The organism is Megasphaera sp. ASD88 (assembly GCF_002287425.1).
GTDB classification, from domain to species: domain Bacteria; phylum Bacillota; class Negativicutes; order Veillonellales; family Megasphaeraceae; genus Megasphaera; species Megasphaera stantonii.
In genome coordinates this window covers 311,964-329,438 of the sequence record NZ_NQXW01000001.1, presented here as the reverse complement: position 1 = coordinate 329,438, position 17,475 = coordinate 311,964, and the positions used below count along the sequence as shown (strand labels likewise).

14 protein-coding genes and 1 CRISPR repeat array are annotated in these 17,475 nt (G+C 44.9%); of the genes, 12 read left to right on the top strand and 2 right to left on the bottom strand.

The genetic code is table 11. From position 1 onward, the window contains the following. Nucleotides 1–332: 332 nt before the first annotated feature. From CJ260_RS01695 to amrS, 7 genes are all read left to right on the top strand, one after another. The gene (locus CJ260_RS01695) at nt 333–2,063 is read left to right on the top strand and encodes a DUF262 domain-containing protein (protein ID WP_233127854.1); all 1,731 of its coding nucleotides are present in this window, start codon (nt 333–335) and stop codon (nt 2,061–2,063) included. A gap of 22 nt (nt 2,064–2,085) precedes the next feature. Then, nucleotides 2,086–2,496, top strand: coding sequence for a peptide deformylase (locus CJ260_RS01690; RefSeq protein WP_095628922.1), 411 nt, complete (start codon nt 2,086–2,088; stop codon nt 2,494–2,496). 2 nt (nt 2,497–2,498) lie between these two features. Beyond that, nucleotides 2,499–3,107 (top strand): methyltransferase domain-containing protein, encoded by a 609-nt coding sequence (locus CJ260_RS01685; RefSeq protein WP_095628950.1) that lies wholly within the window; start codon nt 2,499–2,501, stop codon nt 3,105–3,107. Then, complete coding sequence (locus CJ260_RS13390; RefSeq protein ID WP_095628921.1) at nt 3,094–3,564, top strand: DUF1653 domain-containing protein; 471 nt, start codon at nt 3,094–3,096, stop codon at nt 3,562–3,564. Before CJ260_RS01685 ends, CJ260_RS13390 begins: the two co-directional genes overlap by 14 nt. Beyond that, entirely contained in the window at nt 3,548–3,817 is a 270-nt protein-coding gene (locus tag CJ260_RS01675) for a hypothetical protein (protein WP_095628920.1), read from the top strand. Before CJ260_RS13390 ends, CJ260_RS01675 begins: the two co-directional genes overlap by 17 nt. A 159-nt stretch (nt 3,818–3,976) precedes the next feature. Then, nucleotides 3,977–5,362: an AmmeMemoRadiSam system protein A gene (gene amrA / locus CJ260_RS01670; protein ID WP_095628919.1), complete on the top strand. Its 1,386-nt coding sequence runs from the start codon at nt 3,977–3,979 to the stop codon at nt 5,360–5,362. Continuing rightward, nucleotides 5,362–6,228 (top strand): AmmeMemoRadiSam system radical SAM enzyme, encoded by an 867-nt coding sequence (amrS, locus tag CJ260_RS01665; RefSeq protein ID WP_095628918.1) that lies wholly within the window; start codon nt 5,362–5,364, stop codon nt 6,226–6,228. Before amrA ends, amrS begins: the two co-directional genes overlap by 1 nt. Nucleotides 6,229–6,280: 52 nt before the next feature. Here the strand turns inward: amrS and CJ260_RS01660 are convergent, their stop codons facing one another. Next, on the bottom strand, nt 6,281–6,661 hold the full coding sequence (locus CJ260_RS01660) for a PH domain-containing protein (RefSeq protein ID WP_095628917.1): 381 nt from the start codon (nt 6,659–6,661) through the stop codon (nt 6,281–6,283). A gap of 164 nt (nt 6,662–6,825) precedes the next feature. Then, nucleotides 6,826–7,389, bottom strand: a complete 564-nt coding sequence (locus CJ260_RS01655; RefSeq protein ID WP_095628916.1) for a flavodoxin family protein — start codon at nt 7,387–7,389, stop codon at nt 6,826–6,828. Between the two features lie 384 nt (nt 7,390–7,773). Further along, a CRISPR array of direct repeats spans nt 7,774–8,805; the repeat unit is 32 nt; unit sequence GTCACTTCTCGTGCGAGGGTGTGGATTGAAAT. Nucleotides 8,806–9,071: 266 nt separating this feature from the next. On the opposite strand from CJ260_RS01655, the gene CJ260_RS01645 reads away from it, so the two are divergent. The 5 genes from CJ260_RS01645 to CJ260_RS01625 are packed head-to-tail and all read left to right on the top strand — an operon-like array spanning nt 9,072 to nt 17,361. After that, entirely contained in the window at nt 9,072–10,622 is a 1,551-nt protein-coding gene (locus tag CJ260_RS01645) for a class I SAM-dependent DNA methyltransferase (RefSeq protein WP_095628914.1), read from the top strand. 16 nt (nt 10,623–10,638) lie between these two features. Further along, nucleotides 10,639–11,802, top strand: a complete 1,164-nt coding sequence (locus CJ260_RS01640; protein ID WP_095628913.1) for a restriction endonuclease subunit S — start codon at nt 10,639–10,641, stop codon at nt 11,800–11,802. A gap of 54 nt (nt 11,803–11,856) precedes the next feature. Continuing rightward, nucleotides 11,857–12,825 (top strand): site-specific tyrosine recombinase/integron integrase, encoded by a 969-nt coding sequence (xerA, locus tag CJ260_RS01635; RefSeq protein WP_095628912.1) that lies wholly within the window; start codon nt 11,857–11,859, stop codon nt 12,823–12,825. Between the two features lie 56 nt (nt 12,826–12,881). After that, nucleotides 12,882–14,009 (top strand): restriction endonuclease subunit S, encoded by a 1,128-nt coding sequence (locus tag CJ260_RS01630; protein WP_095628911.1) that lies wholly within the window; start codon nt 12,882–12,884, stop codon nt 14,007–14,009. After that, the gene (locus CJ260_RS01625) at nt 14,002–17,361 is read left to right on the top strand and encodes a DEAD/DEAH box helicase family protein (RefSeq protein WP_095628910.1); all 3,360 of its coding nucleotides are present in this window, start codon (nt 14,002–14,004) and stop codon (nt 17,359–17,361) included. The genes CJ260_RS01630 and CJ260_RS01625 overlap by 8 nt, the downstream gene beginning before the upstream one ends. Nucleotides 17,362–17,475 lie beyond the last annotated feature (114 nt).

Below are 17,475 nucleotides of genomic sequence, written 5' to 3'. Positions count from 1 at the left end.
TAGTATGAGGGCTGCTTTCTTTTGCGTGCTGTGAAATGTGAAGTGGTTTATGATTTAGTAAATCGTGATTGACTAAATTTTTTAATCAAATATAATAAACTATTTTGAACATAGGTTAGATTTACTTGATATTTATTTGCCTTGAACGGTTTATGTCAAACCATATTTTAGGCTATTTAAAGAAGTAGGACTTAGGTAATGTTTGAATAATGCTTCAGTATAAAAAAGCGTTTATATTGAAGTAAGAAGTAAATTAACTTATAATGATAATATATTCATTAAACTGTCTGATTAAATTGATAAGAAAGGGTGTTAATAAATATATGTCGAAATTGAATATAGATCAAAAAACTATAAAGGATTTATTTGCTGATAAAAAAGCGGACTTTTTGATTCCTGACTATCAGAGACCTTATGCTTGGGGAGAAAAGGAATGTCAGACTTTATGGGACGATATTTTTGCGTTTGCATTTCCTGAGAATGATTGCGATAAATTTGATAGTGATAATGACGAATATTTTCTTGGACCAATTGTTACTTTCAAAAATGAAGAAGGTAAGCAGGAAATTATTGACGGACAACAGAGATTAACTACACTGATGCTTTTGCTTCGAGCATTTTATGCCATTTATGGGCATATGCAAGATGACCGAGCTATAAAAACAAGCAAACTTATAGAGCAATGCATATGGAAAACAGATGAGTTTGGAGATCCTGATAAGAATGCGTTGAAAATTAATTCAGAAGTAGCGACAGACGATGAAAAAAATGAATTTTTATATATTCTTATCGAAGGAGATGCTGAAGGAAAACACAGCAGATATGCTGCTAATTTTAAATTTTTTCAAGTGAAAATCAGTGAATTTTTGAAGAGTTACCCTAGTTATTTTTCTTTTTTACCCATTCGTATTTTAAATAACTGCATATTGCTTCCTATTGAAGCAGAATCACAAGATACGGCGTTGCGCATTTTTTCAACGTTAAATGATAGAGGATTACCTTTATCCGATGCAGATATTTTTAAAGCGCAATTTTATAAATATTATGCGAATAAAGGAAAGAAAGATGATTTTATAAAAAAGTGGAAAGCATTGGAAACGCTATGTAATAGTATTTTTCATCCGCTCAGAGGTACGCCTATGGATGAGTTGTTTACACGGTATATGTACTATGAAAGGGCGCTGCAAGAAAATAAATCATCAACGACAGAAGCGCTGCGAAAATTTTATGAGCGTGATGGATATGCTTTATTAAAAAATGACCAGACGTTAGAAAACATAATTGATCTTGCAAATTTCTGGAAAGACGTGATTGCGCAGAATGCAGATCGTTTTTCTACACAGGTCCTTTGCCAGTTGTTTATTTTGAATTATGCTCCTAATGGAATGTGGACCTATTTCCTGTCTGTATATTATATGGCTAATAGAAATTCTGACGGAGAGTTAAATGATGAAGACTTATATACTTTTTTAAACCAGACTATCGCTTTCGTTTGGGCGTATGCGATAACCAATCCAGGTGTTAATGCATTACGTGCTCCAATATATGCGGAAATGATAAATATTGTAAAGCATAAAACTATTGAGTTTAGAGGATATATGTTTGATCGAGACCATGTGAAAAGAGCTTTTTTAAATTATCGTTTTGGCAATAATCGTGCTATTACGAAAGCGATGTTAGCTTGGTGGTGTTTCCAACAAGAAGGGCAAGAATTACTTTCTTCAGAAACAGTGTTTGAAATTGAGCATATCTATGCTAAAAATAGGCAGACTAAAGAAAAAAGCTTGGAAAAACCAGAGCTTCTCGAATCGCTTGGAAATAAAGCTATTTTAGAAAGAAGAATTAACATTCGGGCATCTGATTATCGGTTTGAAGATAAAATTAAATATTATCAAGGCTATATAAACAACAGAAATCAGCGCAAAGAAGGTACTAAAAATATAGAACTCCTTAAATTATCAAAGACAGCGACAGATTTTACGGGAGTCGATATAGAACATAGAAATCAACATATTATTTGGAGTTTTATGGAATATCTTACTCAGAATGGACTTATGAAATAATGAGAGTTAGGACAAAACACACATGATTAAACCAATCGTAAAAGACATGTTGTTTTTAAGTCAGAAAGCTGAACGGGCTGTTAAAGCCGATATGGCTGTTGGCCGGGATTTATTGGATACGCTGCAGGCGAATCGCGAGCGGTGCGTAGGCATGGCGGCGAATATGATCGGCGTGAAGAAGGCCATTATCGTCGTTCATATGGGCTCGGCCGATATCGTTATGTTTAATCCCGTCGTGCTGAAGAAGGAAGGACCCTATGAGGCAGAAGAGGGGTGTCTGTCGTTGGACGGCGTCCGCAAGACGACGCGGTATGAGTATATCGAAGTGGAATTTTACGATATGAGCTGGAAGAAGCGGCGGCAGAAACTGCGCGGCCTACCGGCTCAGATTTGCCAGCATGAGCTGGACCACTTGGAAGGGATATTGATTTGACGATGACCGATAGTGAATGGGATAAACTATTGCAGATTAAGACGACGGGGCGGGATGATACCCACGCCGACGTGTACCGCTACCCCTATGAGCCGACGCCCTATTCGGTACTGGAGCGGCTGGCTAATGCCGGTTATATCCGCAAGGGCAATACCCTTCTCGATTACGGCTGCGGCAAGGGGCGCGTCGATTTCTTCCTGTCTTGGCAGACACGTTGTCATTCTATTGGTGTCGAGTACGACGAGCGGATTTACGAAAAGGCTATGGATAATATAAAATCGGGTGCTGCTTCGGGACGGGTGTCCTTTGTCTTGGCTAATGCCGAGCACTTTGCCGTGCCGGAGAAGGTAGACCGTATTTATTTTTTCAACCCCTTTTCCCTGCAAATTTTGCAGAAAGCCATGAGCCGTATTCTGGCGTCGTATTATGCCGCGCCGCGGGACATACTGCTGTTTTTCTATTACCCCTCCGATGAGTATATGGCCTATTTGCTGGCTGCCGACGAGCTGACGGTGTTCGATGAAATCGATTGCCGCGACTTGGAAGGGAATAACGAGCGGGAGCGGGTCGTTATATTTTCATTGAAAGGAATGAACTATGGGGAAGATTAAAATTATACAGAAATACATAGAAGCTGGCGCCGGTTATGCCTTTGGCGACATCTTTGACGTTGCTGCTGTGGAGGACGAAGGCGTGGCGATCGTTACTGCGTCGGGAAAAACCGTTTCCCTGCGCCGCGGCGACTATATAGAGGTTACGGCAGAGCCGGAACCGCCGGAAGAGGATGTGCCAGTACGGGATATCCGCGCTGGCGACATCGTGCGCCATTTCAAGAGAGAATGGGTACCGGCCGACACATCGGAATATTTGTACAAGGTACTGGCCTTTGCCCAACATACGGAGACGGGCGAGCGGCTCGTCGTGTATCAGGCCTTATATGCGCCCTTTAAGATATGCGCCCGGCCGTACGCCATGTTTATGAGCGAAGTAGATCATGACAAGTATCCCGCAGCGTCGCAGAAATACCGTTTTGAGAAAGTGGAGGCGGCTCATGGCGACAAAGACTGATGAATTATACGAGCTCTTGCTGAGCAAGGGATATCCCCAGCCCTTTTGTCAGGAAATTGCCTATCATACGCTGAACACGGATTTTACAGCGACGCGGATGATCGGTTATTTATATCGGGTCAGCGAGCCGAGTCTGGAAATGGTCGTCGACGAGATGTTGGCTATTGTCAGCGACAGGGACCGTCTGATTCGGAAGAAGGAAACGGAACGGGCGCAGGCAGTGATCAACGATGTGTATACGAACGGTTTATAAGGAAATCGACAGAGAGCTTGTGGAAACGCAGGCTCTTTTTTGCGTTGCAGTCGGGCGGCAGTTGTAGACTGGCCGTGTTGTGGATTATAATAAAATAAAAAAAGTCTTGCTGTATATGACGATTGTATACGGCAAGAATGTTGCAGGGAGGGATGTAGTATGGCAATGTTAGGTGCAATCATGGTTCCCCATCCGCCCCTCATTATTCCAGAGGTCGGGCGAGGACAGGAACGGGGGATTCAGGCGACGATACAGGCATATCATGAAGCGGCCAAGAGGCTGGCATCGTGGAAGCCCGATACAGTCGTCGTCCTGTCGCCTCATTCGGTCATGTATGCCGATTATTTTCATATTTCTCCGGGCCGCGGGGCGCAGGGGAATTTCGGGGCCTTCCGGGCTCCCCAGGTAGAAATCAAAGTGCAGTATGATGCAGAATTTGTCGATATGCTGTCCCGCAAGGCGGCAGGATGCGGCGTTTCGGCCGGTACCCTTGGCGAACGGGACAGCAGTCTGGATCACGGGACGATGATTCCCCTTTGGTTCCTGAATCAGTATTACGAAGGGTACCAAACGGTGCGCATCGGCCTGTCGGGCCTGCCTTTTTCCCAGCACTATAAGCTGGGCCAGTGCATTCAAAAAACGGCGGAGCTATTAGAGCGGCGCATTGCGGTCATCGCCAGCGGCGATTTATCCCATAAGCTCAAAGACGACGGCCCGTACGGTTTTCAGGCCGAAGGGCCTGTATACGACGCGGAAATCATGGACATCATGGGAAGGGGCGACTTTGGCCGTCTTTTCGATTTGTCCGAGGAGTTTTGCGCCAAGGCGGCGGAATGCGGTCAGCGCTCCTTCGTCATCATGGCCGGCGCCTTAGATTGTCTGGCTGTCAAAGCCGAAAGCCTGTCTTATGAAGGGCCTTTCGGCGTAGGCTACGGCGTCTGCGTGTATGAAACGGAAGGGGCTGCGCCGCAGCGCGATTTCCTGCGTCAGTATGAAGAACGAGTCTGCGCGCAGGCTGCCCGGCGGAAAGAGGCGGAAGACGCGTACGTGCGCCTGGCACGGCAGACCATAGAAACGTACATACGGACGGGCAAAAAAATCAGCGTGCCTGACGGACTTCCTGACGAAATGTATGCCAACCGGGCCGGCGTATTCGTTTCCCTGAAGGAAGAAGGAGCCCTGCGGGGCTGTATCGGCACGATTGGGCCGGTACGAAACAGCATTGCTGAGGAAATCATCGAAAATGCCGTCAGCGCGTCGACGAAGGACCCGCGATTTCATGCTGTAAGGGAAAATGAATTAGACCGGCTGGAATACAGCGTCGACGTGCTTAACCCTGCTGAAAGCATCGCCTCGGAAGAAGATCTGGATGTGCAGCGGTATGGCGTCATCGTGACTAAAGGCAGCCGGAGAGGGCTGCTCCTGCCCAATCTGGAGGGCGTTGATACGGTACAGGAACAGGTGGCCATTGCCAAGCGCAAAGCCGGCATCGCCGCCGACGAGGACGTACAGCTGGAACGGTTCGAGGTGGTGAGACACTATTGATGACGAACACTACGCTGTCCCAAAGAGCGCGGGGAGAAGGCCTGCTTCACTGTCCCGTCTGTCCCCATCACTGCACGTTGGCTGAAGGCCAGTACGGCCGCTGCCGGGCCCGGAAGAGAGAACAAAACCGTATTGTCAGCGTCAATTACGGCAAGATTACGTCTCTCATGCTGGACCCCGTCGAGAAGAAGCCCTTGCGCCGGTTTTATCCCGGCAGCATGATCCTTTCCGTCGGCACCTTCGGCTGCAATTTATCCTGCCCGTTTTGCCAAAACCACGAAATCTCCATGGCCGGCCAGGCCGACGTTCCCTGGCGGGAGATTACGCCGGTACAGCTGGCGGCCTTGGCCGAGGCGTACCGAAGCCACGGAAATATGGGTATCGCCTTTACGTACAACGAGCCTCTCGTAGGCTATGAATTTGTCCGCAACACGGCGCGGCTGGTTCATGAGCGGGGCATGAAGAACGTCATGGTGACTAATGGTTTTGCCGAACTGCTCATACTGGAAGAGCTGCTGCCCTATATAGACGCTATGAACATCGACTTGAAGGGATTTACCGACGAGTATTACCAGAAGCTGGGCGGAAATCTGGAAACGGTCAAGGCGTTTATCGCCAGAGCGGCCCGGGACTGCCACGTTGAGCTGACGACGCTGATCGTTCCCGGTGAAAACGACGGCGAAGACGAAATGGAAGCCGAAGCGAAGTGGATTGCGTCGCTGGACGCGGCTATTCCCCTTCACGTTACCCGCTTTTTCCCGCAGTACCGCATGACCGACCGGGGGCCGACGAAGGTAGAAACCGTATATCGCCTGAGGGATATTGCCGGAACGTATTTGTCCCATGTGTATACGGGAAATTGCTGAAATGCGCCCATAGGAAACAGAGGCCTGCTGCGATCAGGCCTCTTTGCACGTATCAGATTAAAATGTATTGCGCCAGTAGTTGTTGCAGCGCATAGATGTTCAGGCTCTTGTTGAACCGCTTGCACAACGGCTCCGTGCCCATGCCGGAAATCCAGATTTTCAGCTCGGCGTCTAAATCGAAGTGGCCGGCTGTCTCGATACTAAAGTGAGTAATACTCTTATAGGGAATCGAGAGGTATTCCGTCTTTTTTCCGGTCAATCCCTGCACGTCGACAAGAATGAGCCGCTTATCCGTAAAGATGAACAAATCGCGAATCAGCCGGTAGGCGTGCTCAATGCGCTCGCCTGACGCCAGAAACTTGGCGTAGTCCTCGCGGATTTCATCAATATCTATTTCCGACGCATTGCCCATCATTTCACTAAAAAATCCCATGATACATCCTCCTTTGATGCGGTATGAAAAAACGAAGCATATATGTTCATGGTACGGTATGATGCATAGGCCTGTCAATGGGTAAGAGAAGACGAAAGGACCCTGTTGATTATACGATAAAAGACTGACCTGCGCAGAGCAAGCCAGTCTTTTTTGCGGGCAATTTACCGAATGAAATTGGTCATGACCTTAGCTTCTGTTTCAGGAGCTGTAATGCCGGCGGTTTTGCCGGCTTCGATGCATTTGAGGAGCCAAGCCATGTTGCGGCCTAAGACGCGCATGATCTGCATGCCTTCGGCATCCTGCTTCACTTCGTCAGGCGTGTTGCCGTGAACGACGTTCCAGTAGTTGGACGAAACGATGGGCATCTGATGATAGGCGAAGTACTTATTCAGTACGTCCAGCGTAGCTGTCGTGCCAGCCCGGCGAGCCGATGCGACAGCGGCAGCCGGTTTGTGGATCAGAGCAGAACCAGCCGCGCCGGCCAGCTTATCCATAAAGGAAATAATTTCTCCCGACGGAGAAGCCCAATACACGGGCGAACCGACGACTAATCCGTCGGCTTCCTTAACTTTTTCAGCAACGGCTTTGACGACATCGTCTGTCGGTACGGCATGAATAATTTCTGCGTCGACGCCGTTTTCCTTCAGGACATCGGCGACGACGGATAAGGCTGTATACGTGCAGCCCGCTTCACGGCGGCTGCCGTTTAATAACACAACTTTCATGAAATATACCTCCTCTATACGAATACTTAATTTGCACTATAGCACGGAAAGGACAAAATGTCAAATTCGTTTGGCCGAGACGCGGGGAAATGGGGGAGGATAAAATGCTGTCGGATTTAGCGAGATGTGGGACAATGTCGATCATAATGAGATGAACGGTAGAAAGGATTCATCTGGTATAATAAAGATAGCCATACGGATAGAGGAAAACATCATCATGCAGCTTGTGCGAACCAGAAGCATGCGGCATTTTTCCTTTGGTTCCGCACTAATATACATAGAAAGATGCTGTTTGGTGATGCGAAAAAGCGGTATAAATTACTAAGTATAGTTATTGATGCCTATATTTGCTGAGGTTGTTTTTGTAGTATACTAAATGTAGCAGTCACTTCTCGTGCGAGGGTGTGGATTGAAATCTGCTCGGCGTCCCAGACGGACCGTATTTTCCGGTGTCACTTCTCGTGCGAGGGTGTGGATTGAAATCCGGACGCTAATCCGGCAAGGGCAGGGACGACAGTCACTTCTCGTGCGAGGGTGTGGATTGAAATTCGTTGAATTGCAGGGTAAGGTCAGCCGTGGCCCTCGTCACTTCTCGTGCGAGGGTGTGGATTGAAATTTATGATTCGTACAAGGGTACTGACCAGACATTGTGTCACTTCTCGTGCGAGGGTGTGGATTGAAATCAAATGGATTGTTTGTAACTACTGTGGTATCGCTTGTCACTTCTCGTGCGAGGGTGTGGATTGAAATGTTCGGCGGCTTGCAACACCTTGAGGGAAAACAGGTCACTTCTCGTGCGAGGGTGTGGATTGAAATCTTGCGCAGACCCATATCCGCTATGGCGAGCAGGAGTCACTTCTCGTGCGAGGGTGTGGATTGAAATTGGCCGGTCGATGTAGGTATCTATACGCCGACAAGTCACTTCTCGTGCGAGGGTGTGGATTGAAATCATTGAGGCCGTCGTTGACGGCGGACTGGAAAACGTCACTTCTCGTGCGAGGGTGTGGATTGAAATGGCCTAAAACGCAACAAAGCGTACAACGTAGGTGAGTCACTTCTCGTGCGAGGGTGTGGATTGAAATCCAAAACTCCTCCAGCGTGCCGCTGCCGAATAGGTCACTTCTCTTGCGAGGGTGTGGATTGAAATCCTTATCCTGCAATTCAGCAGGAGCGGCAAAGATAGTCACTTCTCGTGCGAGGGTGTGGATTGAAATGGAGATGCCAATGTATTCGGCTAGCTCCGCATTGGGTCACTTCTCGTGCGAGGGTGTGGATTGAAATCGGATACCCGCGGCGTCGTAACGACCAATACGGATGTCACTTCTCGTGCGAGGGTGTGGATTGAAATGGGATGGACGAATGCTGGCTTGACGTTACGCATAGCGTCACTTCTCGTGCGAGGGTATGGATTGAAATATTAGAAGACCTGCTGGAACTGTAGTACTTGGCCGGCTGCTTCTCATGTAACAGTATATTTTTTACAGTGATCGGCAGCAGAAGTAATACCTAGCGTGATAACAGCATGAGCTGACGTATAGGCAGGTTAGAAAATCGTCGTATATCCATAACAACTTGATACTGTCATGCATAGAAATTGTACAAATTAAAGTTTGTAATGGTATAATGTATGCGTAGAATTGTAATAATATAACATGAATATCATGTAAGATGGCAGGTGTAGTATGATTACTGGTGAAATTAAAAACAAGATTGACCAAATTTGGACGAGCATTTGGGCTGGCGGCCTTACGAATCCGCTGACTGTTATTGAGCAGCTGACATATTTGATGTTTATTCGTTCTCTTGACGTAAAAGAGCAGGAGAACGAGAAAGCTGAATTTTTATTACACGTCAAAAGAGATCGAATTTTCCCGCAGTCGTCTATCGGTCAATCTATGCGGTGGAGCAAATTTAAAAACAAAGATGCCAACGACATTTTTATGATTATATCCCGGTATGTCTTCCCGGCGATTAAGAACATGAAGCATGGCAGACTGCCTGATTTCGATAGAAATGGCAATTTAATCGAACTTCCTGATGAATCGGGAGCGGAAAAGGCAGAAACAAGCTCCTTTGCCAAACACATGGCTGATGCAACATTTATGATTCCGACAGCTTTAGTGCTGCAGAAAATCATTACCGGACTAGATGATTTGTATACCCATGATATAGCCGATTTGGATATGCAAGGCGATGTATACGAATACATGCTGGGCAAGTTGCAGACTGCTGGTCAAAATGGTCAGTTCCGCACGCCCAAGCATATCCGCGATATGATGGTAGAACTCGTCGCGCCGACACCGCAGGATACGATTTGCGACCCTGCTTGCGGCACGGCGGGGTTCCTCGTATCGGCTGTAGAATATGTGCGCCGGAATTACGAAAGCAAAATGAGCAAAGCCGATTGGGATGCATTTAAAACGACGATGTTCAGCGGCTTTGATACAGATCCGACGATGCTGCGTATTTCCGCTATGAACCTCATGCTTCATTCCATTACGCAGCCCGATATTTCCTATAAAGACAGCATTTCAAAGCAAAACCAAATCAGCGACGCTTATACGGTATGTTTGGCCAATCCTCCTTTCAAGGGGACTGTCGACGCCGAAAGCATTAACGATGACTTAAAATCCGTCGTCAATACAAAGAAAACAGAGCTGCTTTTTCTGGCCTTGTTCCTGCGGATGTTGAAAAAAGGCGGCCGCTGTGCCTGCATTGTCCCAGACGGCGTATTGTTCGGCAGTTCTAAAGCTCATAAATCCATTCGCAAGGAATTGGTGGAAAACCATCAGCTGCGGGCGGTTATTTCTATGCCCTCCGGCGTGTTTAAGCCCTATGCCGGCGTATCGACGGCCGTCTTAGTCTTTACGAAAACGGGAGCCGGCGGCACGGATAAGGTTTGGTTCTACGATATGAAAGCCGATGGATTTTCCTTGGACGACAAGCGCAACGCCATAGATGATAACGACATTCTCGACATTATCGGACGATTCCATCATTTAGAGAACGAAGGGGAGCGCAAGCGGACGGAGCAGAGCTTTTTCGTGCCGAAGGAAGAAATCGTCGGCAACGATTACGATTTGTCCATTAATAAATACAAAGAAATCGAATACGTACCCGTAGAATATCCGCCGACGTCGGAAATCATGGCGAAACTACATGAATTGGAAGCCGAAATCGCGAAAAATTTGGCGGAACTGGATAATATGTTGAAGAAAGAGAATGAATTCTAATTTATAGGAGCAGAGAATGGAATATAAATTGGCAGATCTTTTTGACCTTCAAATGGGTAAAACTCCTAGCAGGAATGATATAAAATGTTGGGATAAAGGTGTGTATAACTGGATATCAATAGCAGATTTAAGTAATTGCGGACAATATATCCATGAAACAAAGGAAAAAATTTCTGATTATGCGGTAAAAGTTAGTGGTATAAAGGTAATACCAGCAAATACTGTGGTAATGAGTTTTAAATTGAGCATAGGAAAGGTGGCTATTACTTCTAAACCCATATATTCTAATGAGGCCATTATGGCTTTTATTGATAGAGGGAAAATTTATATTAATCCGGAATATTTATATTACCTTTTGATGCATAAGAACTGGGAAGATGGCAGTAACAAAGCCGTTATGGGGAAAACGTTAAACAAGTCTAAACTATCTCAAGTAACGATAAACGTTGATTCATCTGAATATCAAAATGAAATTGTTAGAAAGCTTAATTTGGTAAATAAGATTATAATGGACAGGAAAAATCAATTAAAAATATTAGATGAACTAGTCAAATCCCGATTTGTGGAAATGTTTGGAGATCCAGTGTTTAATCCAAAGGAGTGGCCTATTTACGAACTGTCTAAATATATTCAATTTCTTACATCAGGTTCTCGCGGATGGTCCCAGTATTTTACAGATAATGGTGAATATTTTATTACTATTAAGAATGTGAAGAACTGTCAAGTAATACTTAATGACGTACAGTATGTTGTTCCGCCTCATAATGCAGAAGCAAAGCGTACTCGAGTGCAAGAAGGGGATCTTCTTATTAGTATTACTGCCGACTTAGGACGAACTGGGGTTGTAACCAGAGAAATTGCTGATCATGGGGGATATATCAATCAGCACTTAACTTGTGTACGACTCGATCGATCTGCTGTACGACCTTTGTATGTAGCATTTTACATGGAAAGTGAGGCAGGAAAAAGACAATTTCAAACTAAAAATCAGAGTGCTGTTAAAGCTGGCCTGAACTTTCATTCTATTAAAACACTCCAGATAATGGTACCACCAATTGAATTACAAGATAGCTTTATTGTTTTCGTTAAAGAAATCCATAAATCAAGACTTGCAATCCAAAAATCCCTTGATGAAACGCAGCTGCTTTTCGACAGTTTGATGCAAAAGTATTTTGGGTAATGACGATTTCATTGCTATACTTACTGGTAAATAGATACAGGAGAGTGGATAGCAATGGAAAATCAAATTTTTAATATTATCAACGACATGGCCGGTATATTGAACGGGGCGCAGCTGAAACGGCTGCAGGAAGTGCTGATTTCTCGGCTGGCACAGGGAAACGAAGAGACGATTCCCGTTTCTAATGAAGAATATATGAATATGTTTTTGACGGCAAAGCGCATTGAAGGATGTTCGGAACGAACGATTGCATATTACGGCATGACGATTTCCGGTTTATTAGCCTATACGGATATGCCTTTGCGCTGTATGACGACGGAATTGCTGCGGGAATACTTGCAGGCCTACCAACAGCGCAACGGCTGCAGCAAAGTGACCGTTGATAACGTGCGCCGTAATTTGTCGAGTTTCTTTTCCTGGCTGGAGGAAGAAGATTATATCTTGAAGAGTCCCATTCGGCGTATTCATAAAATCCGAACGAAGAAGCCAGTTAAAGAAGTCATTTCCGATGAAAATATGGAGCTGCTTCGCGATAACTGCAAGGAAATCCGCGATTTAGCCATGATAGACCTGCTGTATTCGACGGGAATGCGCGTAGGCGAATTGGTGCGCCTTAATATTGACGATCTCAATTTAGAAGAGCGGGAATGCGTCGTTTATGGTAAGGGCGATAAGGAGAGAAAGGTTTACTTCGACGCCCGTACAAAACTACATTTGCAGGACTACATTGCCAGTCGCAGAGACAGCAATCCGGCTCTCTTCGTGAGCCTCGACGCGCCATACGATCGCTTGCAGATTAGCGGCGTAGAAATCCGCTTGCGCACCTTGGGGCGGCGGCTTAATTTGCATAAAATCCATCCCCATAAATTCCGCCGTACAATGGCGACGAGGGCCATTGACAAGGGAATGCCTATTGAACAAGTACAAAAGCTTCTTGGCCATCAGCAAATCGACACGACCATGCAGTATGCCATGGTCAATCAGAGCAACGTAAAAGCTTCTCATCGCAAATACATTGCATAATGGCCCTAATGCTCCTTCCTAGCTTCTAATTTATAAGTTGGAGTGAGGGATATATATTGAAAGTAACATTAGGCAGTGTTGCGTCTTATATTAATGGATTTGCTTTTAAGCCTACAGATTGGTCAACTTGTGGGTTGAAAATTATACGTATACAGAATTTAACAAATCCTACAAGTGAAGCTAATTATTATAGTGGTACATATGATTTAAAGTATGAGGTTAATCGAGGAGATGTACTAATTTCTTGGTCAGCTAGTTTAGGCATATATATCTGGCAAGATGAAAAAGCAGTATTAAATCAGCATATATTTAAGGTTGTATTTGATAAAGTATCTCTTAACAAAAAGTATTTTTTTTATCAGGTATCTTATATTCTAAAAAGAGCAGAATCAGAAACTCATGGCGCAACCATGAAACATTTAACCAGACCAGTATTTAATGCCTTGCCATTTGAATTACCGAGTATGGAGCAACAAAATTTTATAGCAAATGAGTTAGATATTATAGCTCGATTAATTAATGCTCATAAAAGGCAATTACATTTATTAGATGAACTAGTCAAATCCCGATTTGTGGAGATGTTTGGTGATCCTGTTAGAAATGAAAAAAAGTGGATTAAGGGAAATATGCAATCTATTTGTATACGGATTACGGATGGTGAACATGGAAGTGTTCCACGATCTGAAATCGGTCATCCATTTTTAAATGCAAAGCATATAAAACCTGATGGAGCTATTGATTGGAAAACGACGACTTTTGTAGCCAATGAAGTACATGAAAAAATATATAGAAGATGTAATCCTGAAACAGGAGATATTTTAGTGACGACAACAGGAACAATTGGAAATGTTGCAATCGTGCCGGATACGGAACCATTTTCTATGGATAGAGGTATAACCTTGTTGAAGCTACAAAAAGAAAAAATTTCTTCTATATTTATTGCATGGCTGTTAAAATTTGATTCAATACAAGAAATTATGAATGCAAATATACATGCTTCTGCTATTGGACATTTATTCTTAAATAAAGTAAAGCAATTACCTGTTATCATACCTCCTTTGGAATTACAAAATGAGTTTTCGTCTTTTGTTATTCAGGTCGACAAATCAAGATTGCTGTTCAAATGTCAACTTTTGCAGTATCATAGTATTGAAGACATCATAAGAGGACGTAATTATGGCTAATTTTGACTTTTTAAAAACTAAAACTGAATATCGTGCCTTTGCGGACGCAGCTATAGCAGCGGAACAGGTGTACAAGACATCTCCGGCTATGTGTGCCGTAGGCTGCCGAAAATCCTTGGAGCTGGCCGTAAAGTGGGTATATGCTGCCGATAATATCGAAATGCCGTATCGGGACAATTTGCAGTCCTTGATTCACGAGCCTTCGTTTAAAGAAGCTCTGCCGTACGATACGTGGAAGAAATTTCCGTTCCTTATCAAATTAGGAAATCTTAGCGTTCATACGAATCACAGCGTGACGGCCAGCAATGCGATTATGGCCTTGCGCGTGTTGTTTGAGTTCATCGAATGGATTGACTATTGCTACGGCGCCGACTATAAAGAACGCCGCTTTGACGAGAAACAAATTCCAACTGAAAAAGTCGTCCTTGATGAAAAGAAAATCAAAGAGCAGGACTGCTTATTGCAGGAAAACGAGAAGGAAAAACAGCGGCTGTATGCTAAGATTCGGGAATTATCGGCTCAGCTGACAGCCGAAAAGGAAAAGAATCAGCAGAACCGCACGTTTATGCCAGACGACCCGACGGAATACGAAACGAGAAAGAATTATATCGACATCAATTTGGGATTCGTAGGCTGGGTACTCAGCGGCCCGTCTAAAAACGTATGGGAAGAATATCCTGTAGAAAATATGGGCGGCGTGTCGGGAAAAAATGGCTTTGTAGACTATGTGCTGTTTGGGAAAGACGGCAGGCCCTTGGCGATTGTAGAAGCGAAGCGGTGGAGCAAAGATCCTAACGTAGGGAAGTATCAGGCGAAATTGTATGCCGATTGTCTGGAACAGAATTTCCAAGTCCGGCCTATGATATTTTTAACCAACGGCTATGAAACGTATTTTTGGGATGATGTAGGCAGTACGCCGCGGAATGTCAGCAACGTATTTAGCGAAGAGGATTTGGAACGGCTTATGAACCGCCGCACAGAATCACATCGTGATTTACATACGATTCCCATTGACGACGCCATTACGGACCGAGTATACCAGAAAGAAGCGATTCGCGCCGTGTGTTCCGAAATCCAGCGCGGCGTGCGTAAGCATTTGCTGGTCATGGCGACGGGGACGGGAAAGACGCGGACTGTTGCCAGCTTGGTAGACGTGCTGTCGAAGGGTAATTACGTGACGAACGTTTTATTTCTTGCCGACCGCACGGCGTTAGTGACGCAGGCGAAAGACTCGTTTAAAAATTATCTGCCCCGCATGTCTTTGTGCAATTTATGCAGTAATAAAAAAGAAAAGGACGCTCGTATTGTCTTTTCTACATATCCGACGATTCTCAACGCCATTGACGATACGAAGCGGCCCGAAGATGTGCGGGAATTTACGCCGGCTCATTTTGACCTCATCGTTATCGACGAAAGCCATCGCAGTATTTTCCGTAAATATAGGGAAATCTTTGATTATTTCGATGCAGTTTTAGTAGGGTTAACGGCTACGCCTAAAATGGATGTAGATAGAAATACGTATGAGTTTTTCGAGCTGGACGATAATATACCGACCTATGCCTATGGGTATCAGGAAGCCGTCGACGAAGGGTATTTGGTACCGTATTACAACTACGAGGTGTATACGAAGTTTTTAACCGAAGGGATTACGTATGACGACTTATCGCCAGAAGATAAAAAACGGTTTGAAGACGATTTCGTAGAAGACGACGGAGTGGTGCCCGATTTTATTTCCGAAGCATTGCTGAATAAGACGGTATATAACATAGAAACAATAGACAACGTGCTGCAGGAGGTCATGGAAAAGGGGATTCGGACAAACGGCGGCGATATGCTGGGCAAGACGATTATTTTTGCGCAGAACCAACGGCATGCGCAGCTTATTGTAGAGCGGTTCGACAAGCTCTACCCAGAGTATCATGGAAATTTTGCGGCCCGCGTAGTTTGTACCGATTCGTATGTTCAAAGTATCATTGACAAGTTTAAGCAGAAGGACAGCGGTCTTCAGATCGCCGTTTCCGTCGACATGCTCGATACGGGTATCGACGTGCCGGAATGCGTCAATTTGGTCTTCTTCAAAAAGGTCCGCAGTAAGACGAAGTTTTGGCAGATGATTGGCAGAGGGACGCGGCTTTGTCCGACGCTGGAGTGCAATGACTTCAGACGGGGCGAATACGTAGGAAAGAAATACTTCCTCATCTTCGATTATTGCAGTAATTTTGCCTATTTCCGCGAACATGAAAACGACGCCGGCAATGGAAATATTCGGACGCTGTCAGAAAATATTTTTATCAAACGGATTACTTTGGCTGCTGATTTGCAGGACAGCAAATTTGCAGCAGATACGTATCAGGCATTGCGAAATGAATTAGTTCAGACTTGCCGAAAGCAAATTCAGGCATTGAACACGAATTTGAGTACGGTCCGTCTGCACTTGCGGTATATCGATACATATCGTAAAGACGACGCATTGACCTATATCAGCGATACAGCGAAAGCGGAGCTGGAGAGGGAAATTGCCCCTCTTGTGCAGATGAAGGATCGCGATGAAATGGCCAAGCGCTTCGATAACTTCATGTACGGCCTGATGATTGCCCTTGCGGAGAAGAAAAAGGAGTACGAGTCGGCTAGAAGGCAGCTATGCCAAATTGCCAGTCAGCTGGAAAAGCAGATAAGCATCGTCATGGTCAAGGCGCAGCTCAGCCTCATTAAGTCCATTAATACGGAAACGTTTTGGATGGATGCCGACCTGTGTACGTTTGAACATGTGCGCTGCAGCCTGCGGAGCCTGATGCAGTTTTTGGATGGCCCCAGGCCAAAGCCTGTCGTCTATACTATGCTGACAGACCCGGTTATTGCGACTAAACTAGGCGAGCCGGTCACGCCGTATGCTTTTAAGGATTATAAGGAAAAAGTGAACCGTTATGTAAATGAACACAAGGACGACGTTGTCATTCAGCGATTGATTCATAATGTTCCTCTGACGGTAAAAGATTACCAGGAATTAGAACGGATTTTCACGGAAGATTTAGGTTCGAAGCAGGAATATGAACAACAATACGGACAATTAGGCTTTGGCCTCTTGGTCCGTCAAATTGCTAAAATGGATCACGATGCGGCAGAAAAGGCCTTTTCTCATCTTATTAACGAACGGTCGCTTAATGAAAAGCAAATTAACTTTATCCGGCAAATTATCAACTATATTGAAGTAAATGGATATATGGATTCTCCGCAGGTCTTATTAGATCCGCCTTTTGACCGGCCAAATAATATAATGGAAATTTTCGATATGCAGGAAATTACAGAAATATCGCAAATCATCGCTTCGATTAAGAAAAATGCGGAAATTTAATGCACAAAACGGGATAACGGTGGTGAAGAGGCCGTTATCCCCTTCGAATGTACATGGTATTGATTTTTTTCGTCTTCTATGACGAAACGGAGCCGTTCGTACAGAAATCCGCGT

Excerpts from the sequence above, each read along its gene's own strand:
- CJ260_RS01690 (WP_095628922.1), top strand. The coding sequence starts at position 2,086 with ATGATTAAACCAATCGTAAAAGACATGTTGTTTTTAAGTCAGAAAGCT.
- CJ260_RS01685 (WP_095628950.1), top strand. The coding sequence starts at position 2,499 with ATGACCGATAGTGAATGGGATAAACTATTGCAGATTAAGACGACGGGG.
- CJ260_RS13390 (WP_095628921.1), top strand. The coding sequence starts at position 3,094 with ATGGGGAAGATTAAAATTATACAGAAATACATAGAAGCTGGCGCCGGT.
- CJ260_RS01675 (WP_095628920.1), top strand. The coding sequence starts at position 3,548 with ATGGCGACAAAGACTGATGAATTATACGAGCTCTTGCTGAGCAAGGGA.
- amrA (WP_095628919.1), top strand. The coding sequence starts at position 3,977 with ATGGCAATGTTAGGTGCAATCATGGTTCCCCATCCGCCCCTCATTATT.
- amrS (WP_095628918.1), top strand. The coding sequence starts at position 5,362 with ATGACGAACACTACGCTGTCCCAAAGAGCGCGGGGAGAAGGCCTGCTT.
- CJ260_RS01660 (WP_095628917.1), bottom strand. The coding sequence starts at position 6,661 with ATGGGATTTTTTAGTGAAATGATGGGCAATGCGTCGGAAATAGATATT.
- CJ260_RS01655 (WP_095628916.1), bottom strand. The coding sequence starts at position 7,389 with ATGAAAGTTGTGTTATTAAACGGCAGCCGCCGTGAAGCGGGCTGCACG.
- CJ260_RS01645 (WP_095628914.1), top strand. The coding sequence starts at position 9,072 with ATGATTACTGGTGAAATTAAAAACAAGATTGACCAAATTTGGACGAGC.
- CJ260_RS01640 (WP_095628913.1), top strand. The coding sequence starts at position 10,639 with ATGGAATATAAATTGGCAGATCTTTTTGACCTTCAAATGGGTAAAACT.
- xerA (WP_095628912.1), top strand. The coding sequence starts at position 11,857 with ATGGAAAATCAAATTTTTAATATTATCAACGACATGGCCGGTATATTG.
- CJ260_RS01625 (WP_095628910.1), top strand. The coding sequence starts at position 14,002 with ATGGCTAATTTTGACTTTTTAAAAACTAAAACTGAATATCGTGCCTTT.